The organism is Terasakiella sp. SH-1 (assembly GCF_004564135.1).
Classification (GTDB): Bacteria; Pseudomonadota; Alphaproteobacteria; order Rhodospirillales; family Terasakiellaceae; genus Terasakiella.
Map to the genome: position 1 here is coordinate 3118334 of NZ_CP038255.1, position 15364 is coordinate 3133697.

17 protein-coding genes are annotated in these 15364 nt (G+C 48.3%); 8 read left to right on the plus strand and 9 right to left on the minus strand.

Features of this window, described 5'->3' with window-relative positions; all coding sequences use genetic code 11:
* Complete coding sequence (locus tag E4K71_RS14695) at positions 1 to 960, plus strand: ribonucleotide-diphosphate reductase subunit beta (RefSeq protein WP_135080891.1); 960 nt, start codon at positions 1 to 3, stop codon at positions 958 to 960.
* 114 nt (positions 961 to 1074) lie between these two features.
* Entirely contained in the window at positions 1075 to 1965 is an 891-nt protein-coding gene (locus tag E4K71_RS14700; protein ID WP_135080893.1) for a type IV pili methyl-accepting chemotaxis transducer N-terminal domain-containing protein, read from the plus strand.
* On the opposite strand, the gene E4K71_RS14705 is transcribed toward E4K71_RS14700, so the two are convergent.
* Complete coding sequence (locus tag E4K71_RS14705; protein ID WP_135080895.1) at positions 1962 to 3356, minus strand: FAD-linked oxidase C-terminal domain-containing protein; 1395 nt, start codon at positions 3354 to 3356, stop codon at positions 1962 to 1964. The genes E4K71_RS14700 and E4K71_RS14705 overlap by 4 nt on opposite strands.
* Before the next feature lie 145 nt (positions 3357 to 3501).
* On the opposite strand from E4K71_RS14705, the gene E4K71_RS14710 reads away from it, so the two are divergent.
* Both E4K71_RS14710 and E4K71_RS14715 read left to right on the plus strand, forming a co-directional pair.
* Complete coding sequence (locus tag E4K71_RS14710; protein ID WP_135080897.1) at positions 3502 to 4245, plus strand: MBL fold metallo-hydrolase; 744 nt, start codon at positions 3502 to 3504, stop codon at positions 4243 to 4245.
* A 72-nt stretch (positions 4246 to 4317) separates the two neighbouring features.
* Positions 4318 to 6120 carry an ATP-binding cassette domain-containing protein gene (locus tag E4K71_RS14715; RefSeq protein ID WP_135080899.1) on the plus strand — a complete coding sequence of 601 codons (1803 nt, stop codon included), beginning with the start codon at positions 4318 to 4320 and terminating at the stop codon, positions 6118 to 6120.
* Positions 6121 to 6185: 65 nt separating this feature from the next.
* Here E4K71_RS14715 and E4K71_RS14720 read toward each other — a convergent pair whose 3' ends face one another.
* The 3 genes from E4K71_RS14720 to fdxA form a co-directional block, all read right to left on the minus strand.
* Positions 6186 to 6986, minus strand: a complete 801-nt coding sequence (locus E4K71_RS14720) for a hypothetical protein (protein WP_135080901.1) — start codon at positions 6984 to 6986, stop codon at positions 6186 to 6188.
* 83 nt (positions 6987 to 7069) lie between these two features.
* Positions 7070 to 7576, minus strand: a complete 507-nt coding sequence (locus E4K71_RS14725) for a CarD family transcriptional regulator (RefSeq protein WP_135080903.1) — start codon at positions 7574 to 7576, stop codon at positions 7070 to 7072.
* 376 nt (positions 7577 to 7952) lie between these two features.
* Positions 7953 to 8288 (minus strand): ferredoxin FdxA, encoded by a 336-nt coding sequence (fdxA, locus tag E4K71_RS14730; protein WP_135080905.1) that lies wholly within the window; start codon positions 8286 to 8288, stop codon positions 7953 to 7955.
* 247 nt (positions 8289 to 8535) lie between these two features.
* Between fdxA and E4K71_RS14735 the strand changes: the two genes are divergently transcribed.
* Together E4K71_RS14735 and E4K71_RS14740 are read left to right on the plus strand one after the other, a co-directional pair.
* The gene (locus E4K71_RS14735; RefSeq protein WP_135080907.1) at positions 8536 to 9138 is read left to right on the plus strand and encodes a DUF938 domain-containing protein; all 603 of its coding nucleotides are present in this window, start codon (positions 8536 to 8538) and stop codon (positions 9136 to 9138) included.
* A gap of 17 nt (positions 9139 to 9155) precedes the next feature.
* On the plus strand, positions 9156 to 9383 hold the full coding sequence (locus tag E4K71_RS14740; protein WP_135080909.1) for a hypothetical protein: 228 nt from the start codon (positions 9156 to 9158) through the stop codon (positions 9381 to 9383).
* 67 nt (positions 9384 to 9450) lie between these two features.
* Here E4K71_RS14740 and E4K71_RS14745 read toward each other — a convergent pair whose 3' ends face one another.
* Positions 9451 to 9879 (minus strand): MaoC family dehydratase, encoded by a 429-nt coding sequence (locus E4K71_RS14745; protein WP_135080911.1) that lies wholly within the window; start codon positions 9877 to 9879, stop codon positions 9451 to 9453.
* A 102-nt stretch (positions 9880 to 9981) separates the two neighbouring features.
* Between E4K71_RS14745 and E4K71_RS14750 the strand changes: the two genes are divergently transcribed.
* Together E4K71_RS14750 and E4K71_RS14755 are read left to right on the plus strand one after the other, a co-directional pair.
* Positions 9982 to 11040 carry a M23 family metallopeptidase gene (locus E4K71_RS14750; RefSeq protein ID WP_135080913.1) on the plus strand — a complete coding sequence of 353 codons (1059 nt, stop codon included), beginning with the start codon at positions 9982 to 9984 and terminating at the stop codon, positions 11038 to 11040.
* 74 nt (positions 11041 to 11114) lie between these two features.
* Positions 11115 to 11468, plus strand: a complete 354-nt coding sequence (locus tag E4K71_RS14755) for a carboxymuconolactone decarboxylase family protein (RefSeq protein ID WP_135080915.1) — start codon at positions 11115 to 11117, stop codon at positions 11466 to 11468.
* A 38-nt stretch (positions 11469 to 11506) separates the two neighbouring features.
* Here E4K71_RS14755 and E4K71_RS14760 read toward each other — a convergent pair whose 3' ends face one another.
* From E4K71_RS14760 to lspA, 4 genes are all read right to left on the minus strand, one after another.
* Positions 11507 to 12811: a pitrilysin family protein gene (locus tag E4K71_RS14760; protein WP_135080917.1), complete on the minus strand. Its 1305-nt coding sequence runs from the start codon at positions 12809 to 12811 to the stop codon at positions 11507 to 11509.
* Between the two features lie 2 nt (positions 12812 to 12813).
* Positions 12814 to 14142: a pitrilysin family protein gene (locus E4K71_RS14765; RefSeq protein WP_240796821.1), complete on the minus strand. Its 1329-nt coding sequence runs from the start codon at positions 14140 to 14142 to the stop codon at positions 12814 to 12816.
* Positions 14143 to 14226: 84 nt separating this feature from the next.
* Complete coding sequence (locus E4K71_RS14770) at positions 14227 to 14802, minus strand: DUF3035 domain-containing protein (RefSeq protein ID WP_135080919.1); 576 nt, start codon at positions 14800 to 14802, stop codon at positions 14227 to 14229.
* A gap of 17 nt (positions 14803 to 14819) precedes the next feature.
* A complete protein-coding gene (gene lspA, locus E4K71_RS14775; RefSeq protein WP_135080921.1) occupies positions 14820 to 15338 on the minus strand; it encodes a signal peptidase II in 519 nt (172 codons plus the stop codon).
* Positions 15339 to 15364 lie beyond the last annotated feature (26 nt).

Here is a 15364-nt window from a genome sequence, read left to right on the forward strand (position 1 = left end):
ATGTCCCTTCTGGATGCAAATCCCGTCTATAAGCCGTTCAGCTACCCCTGGTGTTACGAAGCCTGGGAAACCCAGCAGAAAATCCACTGGTTGCCAGAAGAAGTGCCGCTGGCTGACGATGTAAAAGACTGGCATAAAAACCTTTCAGAAGCTGAACGTCATCTGCTGACCCAGATTTTCCGTTTTTTCACCCAAAGCGACATTGAAGTAAACAACTGCTACATGCGTCATTACACCCGCGTGTTCCAACCCACCGAAGTGCAGATGATGCTGGCGGCTTTTTCCAATATGGAGACCATCCATATCGCCGCTTATTCCCACCTGCTGGACACCATCGGTATTCCTGAAGCTGAATATGCCGCCTTCCTTCAATATAAGGAAATGAAGGATAAATATGACTATATGCAAAAATTCGGCGTAGAGTCTAAAATTGATATCGCCACCACACTGGCCGTATTTGGCGGCTTTACCGAAGGGCTGCAACTGTTTGCCAGCTTCGCCATTTTGCTGAACTTCCCACGCCTTAATAAAATGAAGGGCATGGGTCAGATTGTCACCTGGTCGGTACGTGATGAGACCTTGCACTGCAATTCCATCATCAAGCTTTATAAAACCTTCCTCAAAGAAAACCCGGAAATTGATACTGAAGAACTGCATGCCCGCCTTTATGAGGCATGTGCGACCATTATCGAACATGAAGATGCCTTCATCGACCTGTGTTTTGAAATGGGCGCGGTTGAAGGGCTGACAGCTGATGAAGTGAAACAATATATTCGCTACATCGGGGATCGCCGCCTTGAACAATTGGGTCTTGAAGCGCAGCATAATATCGACAAAAACCCACTGCCCTGGCTGGATGCCATGCTCAACGCTGTTGAACATGCCAACTTCTTTGAAAACCGCGCAACGGAATATTCCAAGGCTGCCACCCGTGGCACATGGGATGAAGCGTTCGAATAAAGGGTTTACACCGCAAAGTCACAATCATAAATGGCATATACAGATGGGTAACTTGCTTTGTTTTTCATTTTTGTTAATTTACAAAGATTGGGGAACTTTCAGGGAAATATAGCCATGCGTAAGCTTTTTTTACATTGTGCCATCATTTGCAGTTCATTACTTCTAGGTGATTTTTCAACGCCTGCCAGCGCACAAGATGAAATTCAGATTAAAAAGCTGAACATTGCCGGGCGTCAGCGCATGTTGAGCCAACGCATCGCACGGGCTGCTTGTTTTATCGGGAACTATCATGACTTAAAAGGCCATCGTAAAATGCTGGCCCAAGCTATGAAAACCTTTGATGAAAGCCATGATCTGTTAAAAAATGGTCATGTAGCCGATGGCTTTCCAAAGGAAGCCGATCCCCAAATTCTTGCCGAATTGGAAAAGCTGGACCAACCCTGGACCATGCTTAAATTTGCAGCCTCTGTGTTAAGAGATAGTGCAAGCCAGCCCGGTCTGGATGTTGATATGATTGCTGCCCTGAATATGGCGGCTCTCAAACAAGCCCACAGTGTTGTTGAAACCATGGCCCGAACCTATTCAGGTGATCAAAAAGCAACAGGAAGCAGCCGTTCTATTGACATTGCCGGGCGCCAACGCATGCTGTCACAAAAAGCCGCCAAGGAATTTTGTCTGGTCTCCTATGGACTAAACATTGATCAGAACCGTCAAGACCTCTTAAAAACAGTGCAGATGTTTGACAGCGCACTGGATGATTTACGCAACGGCAACCCTGCCCGTAACATCCCGCCTGCTCCCAGTCTCAATATCCGCACCGAACTGACCCAACTTAAAACCCAATGGCAAACCCCACGCGCCATTATGCTGGCCGTCGCCAATGGAACTGATGCCCGTGAAAAAGACTTCGATGTCATTGCCCAAACCAATGACGATATTTTAAAACAGGCCAACAAGGTTGTTGAAATGCTGGTGGCTTATTATGGCAGGTTCGAAAAATCCTAAAGGCGGACGATCTTACCCGGATTCATAATATTATCCGGGTCCATCGCTTTTTTAATTGAACGCATCAGGTCCAAACCACCTTTCCCAAATTCACTTTCCAGATAATCTATCTTGCCATGACCCACACCATGTTCGCCTGTACAAGTCCCTTCCATGGCAATGGCGCGTTCTACAATACGGCCATTTAAGCGCTTGGCTTCCAATAATTCTTCTTCATTGTCGGGATCAAAAGCGAAAAGCGTATGAAAATTACCATCCCCCACATGGCCGACAATCGTACCATCCAGAAAAGACTCTTCAATGTCTTGCTTGGTTTGCATAATCGCCTCGGCCAAACGGGAGATTGGCACACAGGCATCTGAAGATACCCCCTTACACCCCGGCCTCAAGGCAAGAGCCGCATAATAGGCATTATGACGCGCATTCCACAAACGGTCGCGATCTTCGGCCTGACTGGCCCATTGGAAATTGGTTCCCCCAAATTCATCTGCGATATCTTTAACCAGCTCAACCTGTTCATCCACAGAAGAAGGCGAGCCATGAAATTCAAAGAACAGGGTCGGAGCCACCTCATAATTCAGTTTTGAATATTCATTCACCGCATACATCTGGCGGTCATCCAGCAACTCCATCCGGGCCACCGGAATGCCACATTGAATGGTTGAAATCACCATATTTACAGCGTCTTCCAAGCCGGGAAACGGACAGACAGCCGCCGTAATCTTTTCCGGAATACCATAAAGGCGCAAGGTCACTTCGGTAATAATGCCCAGCGTGCCTTCTGATCCCACATAAAGGTGCGTCAAATCATACCCTGCTGCCGATTTTTTAGATCGCGATGAAGTCCGCACAACATCCCCCGTCGGGGTAACAACGGTTAAGGACAGGACATTCTCACTCATGGTGCCGTAGCGCACCGCATTGGTCCCTGAGGCCCGTGTCGATGCCATTCCACCCAGTGAGGCATCTGCACCGGGGTCAATGGGGAAAAACAAGCCGGTATCGCGCAGATACTCATTCAAGGTCTTGCGCGTCACCCCGGCTTGAACCGTTACATCCAAATCCTGCGGGCGAACCTCCACAATCTCTGTCATTTGCGACAGATCAATACAGACCCCGCCATGCAGGGCAGCAACATGGCCTTCCAGTGAGGTTCCGGTCCCATAAGGGATGATCGGCACTTTCTGTGCAGCACATAATTTCACCACCTCAGCCACTTCTTTTGTAGAAAGTGTGAAGATCACCACATCCGGAGCCTTGGCTGTGTGGTAAGACTCATCAGTGCCATGTTGTTCGCACAAAGCTTGGGACGTTGAAACACGATCAGCGCTGGTCAAGGCCACTAACTGTTCAAGAAAAGCCTGATCAATTTGACCATAAGAAAGAGACATGTTTTACCACCGGGTTATTTCATCTTTTCCCAATAGTAAAATGCCCCCTTTAAAAGAACAACAGAGCATTACTGCGTAGAGAGGCTTGACTTCAAGCCCGGACCATGTTGCATTTAGTAATTAAAGACAAGAGGATAGAGCTGAAATGAGTCTCGTTGACATTCAGTTTTTAGGAACAGGAGACGCCTTTGGGACAGGCGGGCGTTTTAACACCTGTTTTCATGTTGTCGGGGCCAAAAACTCCTTTCTGATTGATTGCGGGGCAACCTCACTTGTCGCGCTTCGCAAATTTGAAATTAACCCAGACAGCATTGATATGATCTTCCTCAGCCATCTTCATGGCGACCACTTTGCCGGAGTGGTCTTCTTTCTGATGGATGCGCGTTATGTCTCTAAACGCAAGAAACCTTTGGTCATTGCCGGCCCCCATGGGGTGAAAAAACGCACTATTGAGGCCATGCAAGCCCTTTACCCTGGTTGCTGGGACAAAGGGATTGATTTCGAACTGATTTTTGTAGAACTCAAAATCGGTCATGAACAAGGAATTGCCGGGGTTAAAGTCCATCCCTATCAAGCCAAACATCTATTAGATGGCAATGATTTTATCTTGCGCTTTGAAGTGGATGGCAAAATCATTACCTACAGCGGTGATACCGGATGGACGGCAGAACTCGCCACCGCAGCCCATGGGGCTGACCTGCTCATTTGTGAATCCTATCACTTTGATGAAAAATGCGAATTCCATCTGGATTATGACACCCTTGTCCAAAATAAAGGCTATCTGCACACCCGCAAGCTGATCCTCACCCATCTTGGCCCCGAAGCCTTGGCACGAAAAGATGAGATGGAATTTGACGTTGCCTTTGACGGTATGCTGATTTCCGTTTAAGACATTTTGTCATATTTTAATGACAAAGGTCCCCGCCTTCGCGAGGACGACGACAGACGGAAATAAAAGACCATGGCCCAGCCTCCCCTTCTGACTTTGCGCGATATCCACGTCACATTTGGGGGCCGCCCAGTGTTTGAAGGGGTAGAATGTGCCATTCACCCCGGTGATCGCATCTGTCTGGTCGGGCGCAATGGTTCCGGCAAATCCACATTAATGAAAGTCATTGCCGGATTGGTGGAAAAAGATGACGGCGAACGGTTTGTTCAACCCGGTGTCACCGTCTCCTATCTGCCTCAGGACCCAATTATGCCCGAAGGTCAAACAGTCCATGATTATGTCCATGCGGGCCTACGCCATGAAGAAGAAGCCCACCGAGTCGATATCTGTCTGGAAGCCATGAAACTGGACGGCAACCGCGACACCTCCACCCTGTCTGGTGGGGAAGGACGCCGTGCGGCCATTGCCCGCGCCCTTGTGTCTGAACCCGATATTTTATTGTTAGATGAGCCGACCAACCACCTTGACCTCCCCACCATCCAATGGCTGGAAGAAGAACTACAATCTTTCCGTGGTGCCATGATGATGATCAGTCACGATCGCACATTCTTGCGTAAACTCTCACGCCAATTGCTGTGGCTGGATCGTTCCAAAATTCGCCGCACCGAACAGGGCTATGAATTTTTTGATGAATGGGTAGAGCAGGTCTTGCTTGAGGAAGAAAAAGAACTGACCCGCATCAATATCCAAATTGCCGAAGAAGAGCGCTATATGCTCAAAGGTGTCACCGCACGGCGCAAACGCAACATGCGCCGGGTGCGCAAACTCGCCGACCTGCGCCAACAAAAGGCTGCGCGCGTTCACATGCAGGGTACAGCCAATCTGAAAGTGGAAAGCGGGGAAAGTTCCGGCAAGCTGGTGATTGAAGCCAAAGACCTGCATAAATCCTTTGGGGACAAGGTCATTGCCAAGGGCTTTTCCACTCGTATTATGCGCGGCGATAAAATCGGTCTGATCGGTCCCAACGGAGCAGGCAAGACCACCTTGCTGAAAATGCTCACAGGTAAACTGGATCCAGATAGTGGCGACATCCGAATCGGCACTAATTTGACAGCGGCCTATTTCGATCAGAAACGCGATAACCTGCCCCAAGATGCCACCCCGTGGGATTACTTGGCCGATATGGGCGGTGATCAAATTATTGTCCATGACCAGCCCAAACATGTGGTCACTTACATGCGTGATTTTCTGTTTGAAGAGCGCCAGGCCCGCCAGCCCATCCATGCGCTCTCAGGTGGGGAAAAAAATCGCCTGATGCTCGCCAAACTGCTGGCAAGCCCGACCAATTTCCTCGTACTTGATGAACCAACCAACGATCTGGATATGGAAACACTGGATTTATTGCAGGAAGTTCTCGCAGAATATGATGGCACACTTTTGCTTGTCAGCCACGATCGTGATTTTCTGGACCGGGTTGTGACCTCCACCATCGCAGTGGAAGGCAATGGCGATGTGCAGGAATACCCCGGTGGGTTTGAAGATTACCTCAGTCAACGCCAAATCAAGGAACAGGCTGTAGCACCTATTAAAACCAAGACGGTTGAAAAACCAAAAGAACAACCGAAAAAGTCCAAAGGCAAACTCAGCTATAAAGACCAGCGTGAACTGGATATGCTGCCTTCAACCATGGAAAAGCTGACAGCAGAGAAAGAACAACTGGAAACCGCTATGGCTGATCCAGACCTGTTTGCGAAAAACCCGGATAAATTCCAAAAAACCAGTGATCGCTTAAATGAAGTCCAAGGCGAGCTTGATCATTGTGAAGAACGCTGGCTGGAACTGGAAATGTTACAGGAAGAATTGGCCGGAAATTAGGGGCAGGACCTATTCATTTACTGACCCTAGAAGATAATCATCATTCCCGCCTTACAAGAAACGAGTTAAACCTCAATCCGCTCAACCAAAGCGCCCTTATCTTCAAAACAGACGCAAACCAGTTTACCACCCAACCCGCAACCACCATCAATACAAAGCTGGTGTTTTGCCATATGGAATCCCTGATGGCGGTGATCATAGCCGCGAATCGTGCGCTCAAATCCATTATAAGGGTGATCCAGTTCACGAAATTCCTGCGTGCCCCACCAAAAGGCATCACTTTGTGCATCCAGCGGCATATCTGGCACCACATTGGCGTTTACAAAAAGAAGCTTCTTGTCTTCGCTGTAAGCAGCCCGCTTTAAAGCATCCATATATTGTTCATGCCCATCCATCTTATGCATGTTGTTTTTGAGCATCCCCATCCAGTTGCTCACGCCTTTCATGCCATCATGGGTGGCAGCAATCCCTTCCTCACAGCTGGTGCCATAAGCCCGAAGGGTGCTATCAACCCCTTGATTTGCCATCCAGACCAAAACTTCTTCCGGTTCCTTGGCAAAGGGGAGATGGCGCAGCTTATAGAGCATTTCTTCCTGACAGCCGCGCAAAAAGATCACATCATCCAGTTCTGCCCCATCCTGAAGAATAACAAGACGGCGAAAGTTGAGAATCTCGTTGATACATCCCGCCACATCCGGGCCACGGCCCATGATGTTTCCGGTATAGATCAACACATCACCGGGCAGGAAATGATTGGCAAGCTGCCCATGCACAGCCTTGAGCTGTTCCAGCTGACCATGCACGGCAGACACGGCCCAAATGCGCCGTTTCCCTACGATTTCTGCAAATTTACTACCCTGTGACATATCCGAATTCATTCACCATAAGAAAAGGCAGGAGGATCATTTGACCCGTCCTGCCCATCCAAAAGACGTTTAGCGTGAGAAGCTTATGCAGCTTTCTCCTTCTGGAGGACGCCTTCCAGTTTCTCAGTTGCTGCAACTTTGTCAATATTTTCAACAGCTGCAACTTCATGCGCCAGACGCTCAAGCGCGGCTTCATAGATTTGACGTTCTGAGAAAGACTGGTCCGGCTGGCCAACATTGCGATAAAGATCGCGAACAACTTCTGCAATCAAAACCGGGTCGCCAGAGTTGATTTTTGCTTCATATTCCTGTGCGCGGCGACTCCACATGGTGCGCTTCACTTTGGCTTTGCCCTTCAGCGTGGTCATGGCATTTTCCATGATTTTACCAGAACTGAGTTTGCGCAAGCCAGCAGCCTTGATTTTGCCAACCGGAACACGCAACGTCATGCGCTCATGTTCAAAGGTAATGACAAACAGCTGCAATTCGTGACCACCAATTTCCTGTGTTTCCACACCAACAACGCGGCCAACGCCATGTGTCGGATACACAACAAAGTCACCAGAATCGAACGGGAGGTTTTGAGCCATATTTTTTTCTCTCTTACTCTTCACACAGGCACTCACAAAACGCTCGTCACCAAAATGGCGACAAAAAAAACCATCTGCACATCTAGGCAGAAGGGTTCAAACGACAGTGAATGTCCATATGTTGTTAGTAGGCCAGTCCAGAATTCAATCAGGTTTGACAGGTCTAATTCGACTCTGGACGGTCAAAAACCGGCCCCCACGGAACCGGCTGTTGGCACAGTATATAGCACAAGATTGGTCAAAAATACAGACCTAAGTTACAAAAACATGACAGAAACCCGCCTTCTTACAGCTCTTTTCTCTAAATCTGAAAAGAGCTGTAGGCGAAAGCGGGGTCATTTTTGTAAAAAATGCTGCAAAGCAATAAACTTAGCGATTAATCGCCTGCACCCGGCTTTTCACTCAGGTCTGCTTTTTTACCAGCTTTACCGTTTTGTTCGTCTGCACCTTCCATCGGCTCTTTCTTCGACGTAATGTTCGGCCAAACTTCAGAGAATTTCTGGTTAATTTCCAGCCATTCTTCAATGCCGTCTTCTGTATCCGGCAAAATTGCTTCCGCCGGGCATTCCGGTTCACACACACCACAGTCGATACATTCATCCGGGTTAATCACCAGCGTGTTTTCACCCTCATAGAAACAATCAACCGGGCAGACCTCCACACAGTCGGTGTATTTACATTTAATACAGTTTTCCACGACAACGTAGGTCATTTATTTCTCCGTTCATAAGATCGTTTGCGCCCGATTCGGCCATGCAAACGAATCGTTGATCCTGTTATTCACCACGGCGAAGCCCGGCAAACAGTGCAATTCAGGTAGCATAATCCGATACACACAGCAACCATATGAATAATGTGGATATTGTTTTTTTGCCTGTATTTGCATTGCCTTAGAAAAGAATAATACTTGAACGAATTTGAACAAGCTCATACCTTTTTGAAAAAGAAGGAATTCATTAATGGCTGAACGACTTTTCTACCCTGCAACTGAACGCAACCGTGAACCGATTTTATCCGTTCTTCAAGAACACCTTCCCCCAAAAGGGCGTATTCTTGAAATTGCCAGCGGCAGTGGTGAACATGTCGTTCATTTTGCAAAATCCTATCCCCATATTACATGGCACCCCAGTGATCTTGGCCCAGATTGCCTCAACAGTATTAAGGCTTGGCGCGATCATTATGGGCTGTCCAATATCGAATCTCCTTTACAGCTGGATACCACCAAAGCTGAAAACTGGCCTGAATTTAAGGTCGATGCACTGATATGTATCAATATGGTCCATATCAGCCCCTGGCCGGCAACAGAAGGCTTGATGAAAAAAGCTTCCCAACTGCTCAAAAAAGAGGGGTTCCTCTATCTCTACGGCCCTTACAAGAAAAATGGTCAACATACCGCCCCCAGTAATGTGGCCTTTGACCAACAGCTTCAGGCCACAGATTCGCGCTTTGGCGTACGTGATATGGAAAGGGTCGTCAACGAAGCTGAAAAAAACGGTCTGAAACTGACACAAACCACCGCAATGCCTGCAAATAATTTTTCCCTATTTTTTCACACAGCGTAACGTTATATGCTTTGGGTATGAGCAAGCACCCCAGTTTCAAAGCCGACATGGCTGTTTTTGCCCTGATTATTTTTCTGCTGGGCAGCGTCTTTTCCTTTTTTGTTTTGGAAAAAGACCCGGATGCCCGGCTGGGCCTGTTTGGCATCAGCATCTGGGTGCTGGTGATTATCGGGGCAATTGTGTTTCGCAAACGTGCCGCCCAGCGCGACGAAGATGAGACAACTCACGACCAGCCCAAAAAATGAAAAGGCCCACCAAAACAGGTGAGCCTCTTTATCTTGATAGAGGTTCTACAGCCCTTGTCTGTAAACCTTAAGAGCGATCGGGAACCATGATGGTTGCCTCACCCTTGATCACAGTTGTGTCGCCAACACTACAGATGGTTTCAAACTTGATCATTTTCTTGGCATCGTCTTTTTCCAGTGCTGTCACACGCGCAACAACCGTATCGCCAATTTTAACAGGGGCTTTGAATTTCAGATTTTGTTCAATGTAAATACAGCCCGGACCAGGCAGCTTTGTCCCAAAAACAGTGGAGATAAAGCCGGAGCTAAGCATGCCATGGGCAATGCGTGTTTTAAACATGGTCTGAGAGGCAAATGCTTCGTCCAAATGAACCGGGTTTGTATCGCCTGATACACCTGCAAAAGCCATGATGTCAGCTTCTGTCACGGTTTTTGAAAAAACATCGGTCATGCCAACGTCGATCTCATCGTATGAATAGCCGTAAAGCTCTTCCATGGTCTTTTCCTCATCAACTTAATTATTAACTTGTGCAGCGCACTATATACGGAAGTAAATTTCTGCCAAAGTGAAAATTCCCCCTTTTCAGGATTGAAAAGAATGTTTCATAATGCGCCCGTTATGCTCAAGAGACCGTTTTTCATATTCGCCCTGATCTTTCTGGCAATCAGTCACCCTGTACAGGCCGAAAAAATATTGCCTGCCCCGTCCATGATCTTGCCCATCGAATGTGAACTGGGCTGGAACTGCTGGATTGCCAATTATGTCGATCATGAGCGCGGGCCACAAACCAAAGACTATACCTGCGGTACACAAACCTACAACGCCCACAAGGGAACGGATTTCATGATCCGGAATTTTCGTGATATGCAGGCCGGTGTCGTGGTGCGTGCCGTCAGCGATGGCATTGTTGTGGGCACACGCGATCACATGAAAGACATCGATTATCGCAAACTGCCTAAAGAAAAAATCGCCAAAAAACAATGTGGCAACGGGGTGCGCCTTGAACATAAAAACGGCTGGATCACCAAATATTGCCATTTGCGCAAAAACAGTGTGAAGGTCAAAAAAGGCGACCAGGTTAAGCAAGGCGATATTATCGGGTTGGTTGGACATTCCGGCATGGCGACCTTTCCCCACCTTCATTTTCAGGTGGAATATATCCCCAAAGGATCAACCCAACGCCAAGGATATGTTGTTGACCCCTTTGTTGGCATTTCACGCAGTGCCCCTTGCGAAATCGGGGCGAAACCTTTATGGCCCCCCTCACTCTTGCATGACCTCACCTATCGCAAACTCGATATTTTTGACATGGGTTTTGCCGCAACACAGCCTAAACAATCTGGCCTTGCCCAGGGTCTTTATGATGATGAAACCCTGTCTATTCGTTCGCCCAAGCTTTTCTTATGGGGGCGCTTTCTTCATGTGAAAAAAGGCGATAGCCTGACGTTTCAAATCACAGCTCCCGACGATTCTGTCTTGCTGGATTACACCAGCACCATTGATAAGGACCAAGCCTACCGCACTCTTCACGCAGGGCTTCGCAAACCTACCCTGAACTGGGATAGCGGGGTTTATCGGGGGTATATCAAACTGGTCCGCCAAGATGAAAACGGTGGACGAATTTATAAATCTGAGACCACAATCACCCTGAAATAAATCAAAATAATTGTTGAACGATCTAACAGTTTAATATATTAGCATATGCAAATATTTAGCGATGGAGATGAATAATGGATAAAAACTACCCCGCAATCGCCAAGGACCTGACAGGCGCAATCCGCACCCTGCGCGGTGCAATCCCCGATACAATGGCCGCCTTTTCCAATCTGGCGCAAACGGCCAGTGCCGATAGCGTTCTGGACCCAAAAGCCAAAGAACTTCTTGCCATTGCCATCGCCATCACCACACGCTGTGACGGCTGTATTGCGTTTCATGTCAAAGCGGCAATCAAATACGGTGCCACCCGTGAAGAAATTGCAGAAACAGTTGGCATGGCTGTTTATATGGGCGGTGGCCCTTCCATGATTTACGGTGCACAAACACTTGAAGCTTTTGACCAGTTTATGGAAAAAAAGGCCAAATAATCAAAAAAGCCCCTGTGAAATCAGGGGCTTTTTTGTTATCAGAACGGGAGCCCTTCCGGCTGGCCGACCACTACGGCTTTTAATTTGTCCGGTGTTAACAAAGACTTTGCAACCCGGTTCACATCTTCAACACTCACCGCCTCAACCTGCTGGTTTCGTGTTTCCAGAAAATCAATCGGCAAACGATCGCGCTGCATGCCTGCTAAAATACTGGCAATCCGATCACTAGATTTAAAACGCAACGGGAAAGACCCTGTCAGATAGGTCTTGGCATCGGCCACTTCCTCTGCACTAAAACCACTTTCCAATGCCTTTTGCCATTCTTCACGCACCACACCCAGCGTCTCTTTCACGCGGGCATTTTGCGTTCCTGCCCCCACCAGCCAAAGGGCTGCCTTGTCATAATTCACCAAATAGCTATAGACCGAATAAACCAATCCACGTTTTTCACGCACTTCTTCATACAGACGCGATGCAAAACCGCCGCCGCCCAGCATATAGTTCAAGACATAGGCCGGATAAAAATCCTCATGGTGGCGATCAATGCCCCCTTGAACCATCATAATACTGCTTTGCGGTATCGGCTTTGAAATCACCTGTGTCTTCTTATTCAAGGTCAACGATGCCTCAGGTAACTGCCACGCGGCTGCTTTATCCGGCAAAGAACCGAAAGTTTCGTCCAACAATTTTTGCAATGCCTGCGCGGTGATATCCCCGGATACGCCAATCACCAGATTGTCTTTCCCCAGACGCGTCTTTACAAAATGAGCTAAATCTTCCCGACTGACGTTTTGAATACCTGTAATTGTCCCTTTCGAACCACGTCCATAAGGGTGGAAACCTAAAACAGACTTGTAAAGCGCCAATGTCCCAAGTGTTGCCGGGTCTTCCTGACGCTGTCTCAGATCAGCCAGAATTTGCGAGCGCATACGTTCAACAGGCTCCCCATCAAAACGTGGGTGCATCAAGGCTGTTTTCAGCATGTCCATCGCCGCATCCATATTTTCACGCAGTGTCAAAACCCGCCCATTAAAATTATCCATCCCAGCCTCAAAGCGCAGGGTAATGGACAAAGCTTCAAGACGGGACTGAAAAGCCTGAGAATCCCATTTTCCGGCCCCTTCATCCATCGTGGCAGAGGCCAAACGCGCCAGCCCTTCTTTCCCGACAGGATCAAGGGCAGCGCCCCCGCGAAAGGAAAAATGCAAGGAAACAATCGGGTTGGTGTGATCTTCAATCAACCATGCCGTCACACCACTGCTGGATTTCACCTCCTGCACCGGAGCCAATGCATGGGCTGGAAGGCTGAACAAAAAGCCAAGGATCAAAAAAAGCAACCGCATGATTATTTATCCTCCAATCCCAGTAACAGGCCGGTCACTGTTTTCTGGTCTTTCAACACAGTGCGCAAAGCCCGATTCACATCCTCAACCGTGATGGCCTGAATGGCATCGGGCCAGCTTTCAATTTGATCAACTGAAAGACCAATCGCCATCGCCCCGCCAATCACTTGTGCCGCTGTCCCAAGATTATCCCGTGCAAAAACAGCATCATTAACCAAAGACTTTTGTGCACGTGCGACTTCATCAAAACTTACGCCTTTTTCAAGCAACACACTGATCTCTTTTAAAAGCGCCTCTTCCAGCACCGCCATGGAAACACCGGCCTGCGGGCTGGCCCAGAACGTCAATTCCGACATATCCAAACGACTGGGTGAATAGGACATTCCAGCAGAAACCGCCAGTTTCTGATCAATCACAAGCGAGGTATAGAGCCTGCTGGTCGCTGCCCCCCCCATGATATTTTCCAGAATTTCCAAGGCATAGGGCGCTTTGTCATCTTCTGTGCTGGTGCGATAGCTCGGCGCAAGATATGTCCGTTGCAAGCTGGGTTGACGCACCCGCTGGTCCCGTTTAATCACCCGGCGATCAGCATGGGCAGGGGGTTCAGTTGGGCGCAGGCGTATCATTTCTGGCCCACGGGGAATGCTGCCATAATGTTTTTCAGCCAGCGGCTTAAGTTCTGCCATGCTGACATCCCCTTCCACAATCAAGATGGCATTATTGGGCGCATACCAAGCCTTATAAAAACGATTAAGGTCTTCCAGGCTCAGGGCTTTAATCTCATGAGCCCAGCCAATAACAGGAATACGATAAGGGTGGTTCATATATTGAACCGTATCAATTTGTTCGCGCAACTGTGCCCCCGGATTATTATCCGTGCGTTGGCGGCGTTCTTCCAAAATGACCTGACGTTCTGGCTCAATCACCTCTTTGGTCAGGCTCAAATTGGTCATGCGATCCGCTTCCATCTCCATGACCAGCCCGAGGCGGTCTTTGGCAACGGTTTGGTAATAAGCGGTGTAATCATATGAGGTAAAGGCGTTATCCTGCCCACCGTTTTTTGCCACAATTTTGGAAAACTCACCTGCAGCCAGTTTCTTGGTGGCCTTGAACATCAAATGTTCAAAATAATGGGCAATACCGGACTTACCCGCAGGTTCATCGGCGGACCCTACCTTATACCACACCATATGGCGCACCACAGGCACCCGGTTGTTTTCGATAAGAACGACCTCCATCCCGTTATCCAGCGTGAAGGTCTTGGGATTAAACACACCCGCAGAAACAGGAAAGGCCAAAAGAAGACCGAGAATAACAAGCAGATAACGCAACGCGAACCTCACTACCCAATATAGAAATGACGTTCTTTTGATGTAATCTGAGAATATGGCTGCACAAGGGCACAGACTGTTCGATTAATCGAATAAGCCTTCAAGAATCGCTTTTTCTTTACGTTCAATCACAACGGAGCCACCGCCATCAACCGTTTCCCCCAAAGCCTGAGCTTCACGGATACGCTGCGCTTCCTTGGCCGCATCAATTTTGGAACCAAACGCTTCCTTATCGCGCCAAAACATCAGATCTTCGGTAAATGTTTCAGATTCAGCAATAAATGCACTGGTCTCACGATCAAGAGTTTGGCGAATGGACGGGTCCGCATTCAGCGCACCCGTTTGCTGCAACAAAGACTGCAGCCCCGGTGACATATTGGAATAAGATCCGGTCATATCTGTTTTTGCCGGCGCACGACGCCCTGTTAAGGCACGTTGCGCCTTATCACGCTGGTCTTCCACATCGGGACGCTCTGCCCCCGGTGTCGGCGGCTTAAGGGCATAATCCGGCGGCAAGCTTAGCGGTGCGCGCGAATAAACAGAAAATTCATCCGGTGCTGTTTTTTCCAGCCCCATCATTTCTTTTGCACCACTACATGCGCCCAACGTGACTGCCATAACAGCCAAAGCGCAGAGTTTTTGAAGGTTCGTCACAGACATGCTCATCGCCGTAAACTTCAATCCAGTTTGTCACTATCTTCTGTTTTAGAGGAATCTTCCTTACTAAACAAGCTATCTAAAATCAAAAAACACGCCCCACAGGTGATTCCGATATCTGCCACATTAAAGGCAGGCCAGTGATAACCGGCAATATGGAAGTCCAAAAAGTCAGCAACCGCCCCCCAATGCAGACGATCAATCCCGTTGCCAATGGCCCCACCGATAATGGCCCCGCACGGAATAGCAAAGACAATGCGCCCTTCACGGACCATCCAGATAATCAAACCAACAGCGGCAATAAAGGCCATCGCCGCCAGCACATAGATTTTAATTTCTGAATCCCAGCCGAACATGCCAAAAGACACACCCCGGTTCCAGGCCATGACGATATTAAAAAAGGATGTGACCTCAATAATACGGGGCGGCATCATGACGTCATAGACGATCTCCATCTTGGACCACTGGTCTAAAAGAAAGATGATCAAGGCCACGAGAAGGCCCGCCACATAGGGCTTTTTTTGAAAGAGTTGATTCATGATACACCGTCATTCCCAACTTGATT

What these genes read in the sequence shown, in the direction of transcription:
- E4K71_RS14695 (WP_135080891.1), top strand. Translation starts at nt 1, where the DNA reads ATGTCCCTTCTGGATGCAAATCCCGTCTATAAGCCGTTCAGCTACCCC.
- E4K71_RS14700 (WP_135080893.1), top strand. Translation starts at nt 1,075, where the DNA reads ATGCGTAAGCTTTTTTTACATTGTGCCATCATTTGCAGTTCATTACTT.
- E4K71_RS14705 (WP_135080895.1), bottom strand. Translation starts at nt 3,356, where the DNA reads ATGTCTCTTTCTTATGGTCAAATTGATCAGGCTTTTCTTGAACAGTTA.
- E4K71_RS14710 (WP_135080897.1), top strand. Translation starts at nt 3,502, where the DNA reads ATGAGTCTCGTTGACATTCAGTTTTTAGGAACAGGAGACGCCTTTGGG.
- E4K71_RS14715 (WP_135080899.1), top strand. Translation starts at nt 4,318, where the DNA reads ATGGCCCAGCCTCCCCTTCTGACTTTGCGCGATATCCACGTCACATTT.
- E4K71_RS14720 (WP_135080901.1), bottom strand. Translation starts at nt 6,986, where the DNA reads ATGTCACAGGGTAGTAAATTTGCAGAAATCGTAGGGAAACGGCGCATT.
- E4K71_RS14725 (WP_135080903.1), bottom strand. Translation starts at nt 7,576, where the DNA reads ATGGCTCAAAACCTCCCGTTCGATTCTGGTGACTTTGTTGTGTATCCG.
- fdxA (WP_135080905.1), bottom strand. Translation starts at nt 8,288, where the DNA reads ATGACCTACGTTGTCGTGGAAAACTGTATTAAATGTAAATACACCGAC.
- E4K71_RS14735 (WP_135080907.1), top strand. Translation starts at nt 8,536, where the DNA reads ATGGCTGAACGACTTTTCTACCCTGCAACTGAACGCAACCGTGAACCG.
- E4K71_RS14740 (WP_135080909.1), top strand. Translation starts at nt 9,156, where the DNA reads ATGAGCAAGCACCCCAGTTTCAAAGCCGACATGGCTGTTTTTGCCCTG.
- E4K71_RS14745 (WP_135080911.1), bottom strand. Translation starts at nt 9,879, where the DNA reads ATGGAAGAGCTTTACGGCTATTCATACGATGAGATCGACGTTGGCATG.
- E4K71_RS14750 (WP_135080913.1), top strand. Translation starts at nt 9,982, where the DNA reads ATGTTTCATAATGCGCCCGTTATGCTCAAGAGACCGTTTTTCATATTC.
- E4K71_RS14755 (WP_135080915.1), top strand. Translation starts at nt 11,115, where the DNA reads ATGGATAAAAACTACCCCGCAATCGCCAAGGACCTGACAGGCGCAATC.
- E4K71_RS14760 (WP_135080917.1), bottom strand. Translation starts at nt 12,811, where the DNA reads ATGCGGTTGCTTTTTTTGATCCTTGGCTTTTTGTTCAGCCTTCCAGCC.
- E4K71_RS14770 (WP_135080919.1), bottom strand. Translation starts at nt 14,802, where the DNA reads ATGTCTGTGACGAACCTTCAAAAACTCTGCGCTTTGGCTGTTATGGCA.
- lspA (WP_135080921.1), bottom strand. Translation starts at nt 15,338, where the DNA reads ATGAATCAACTCTTTCAAAAAAAGCCCTATGTGGCGGGCCTTCTCGTG.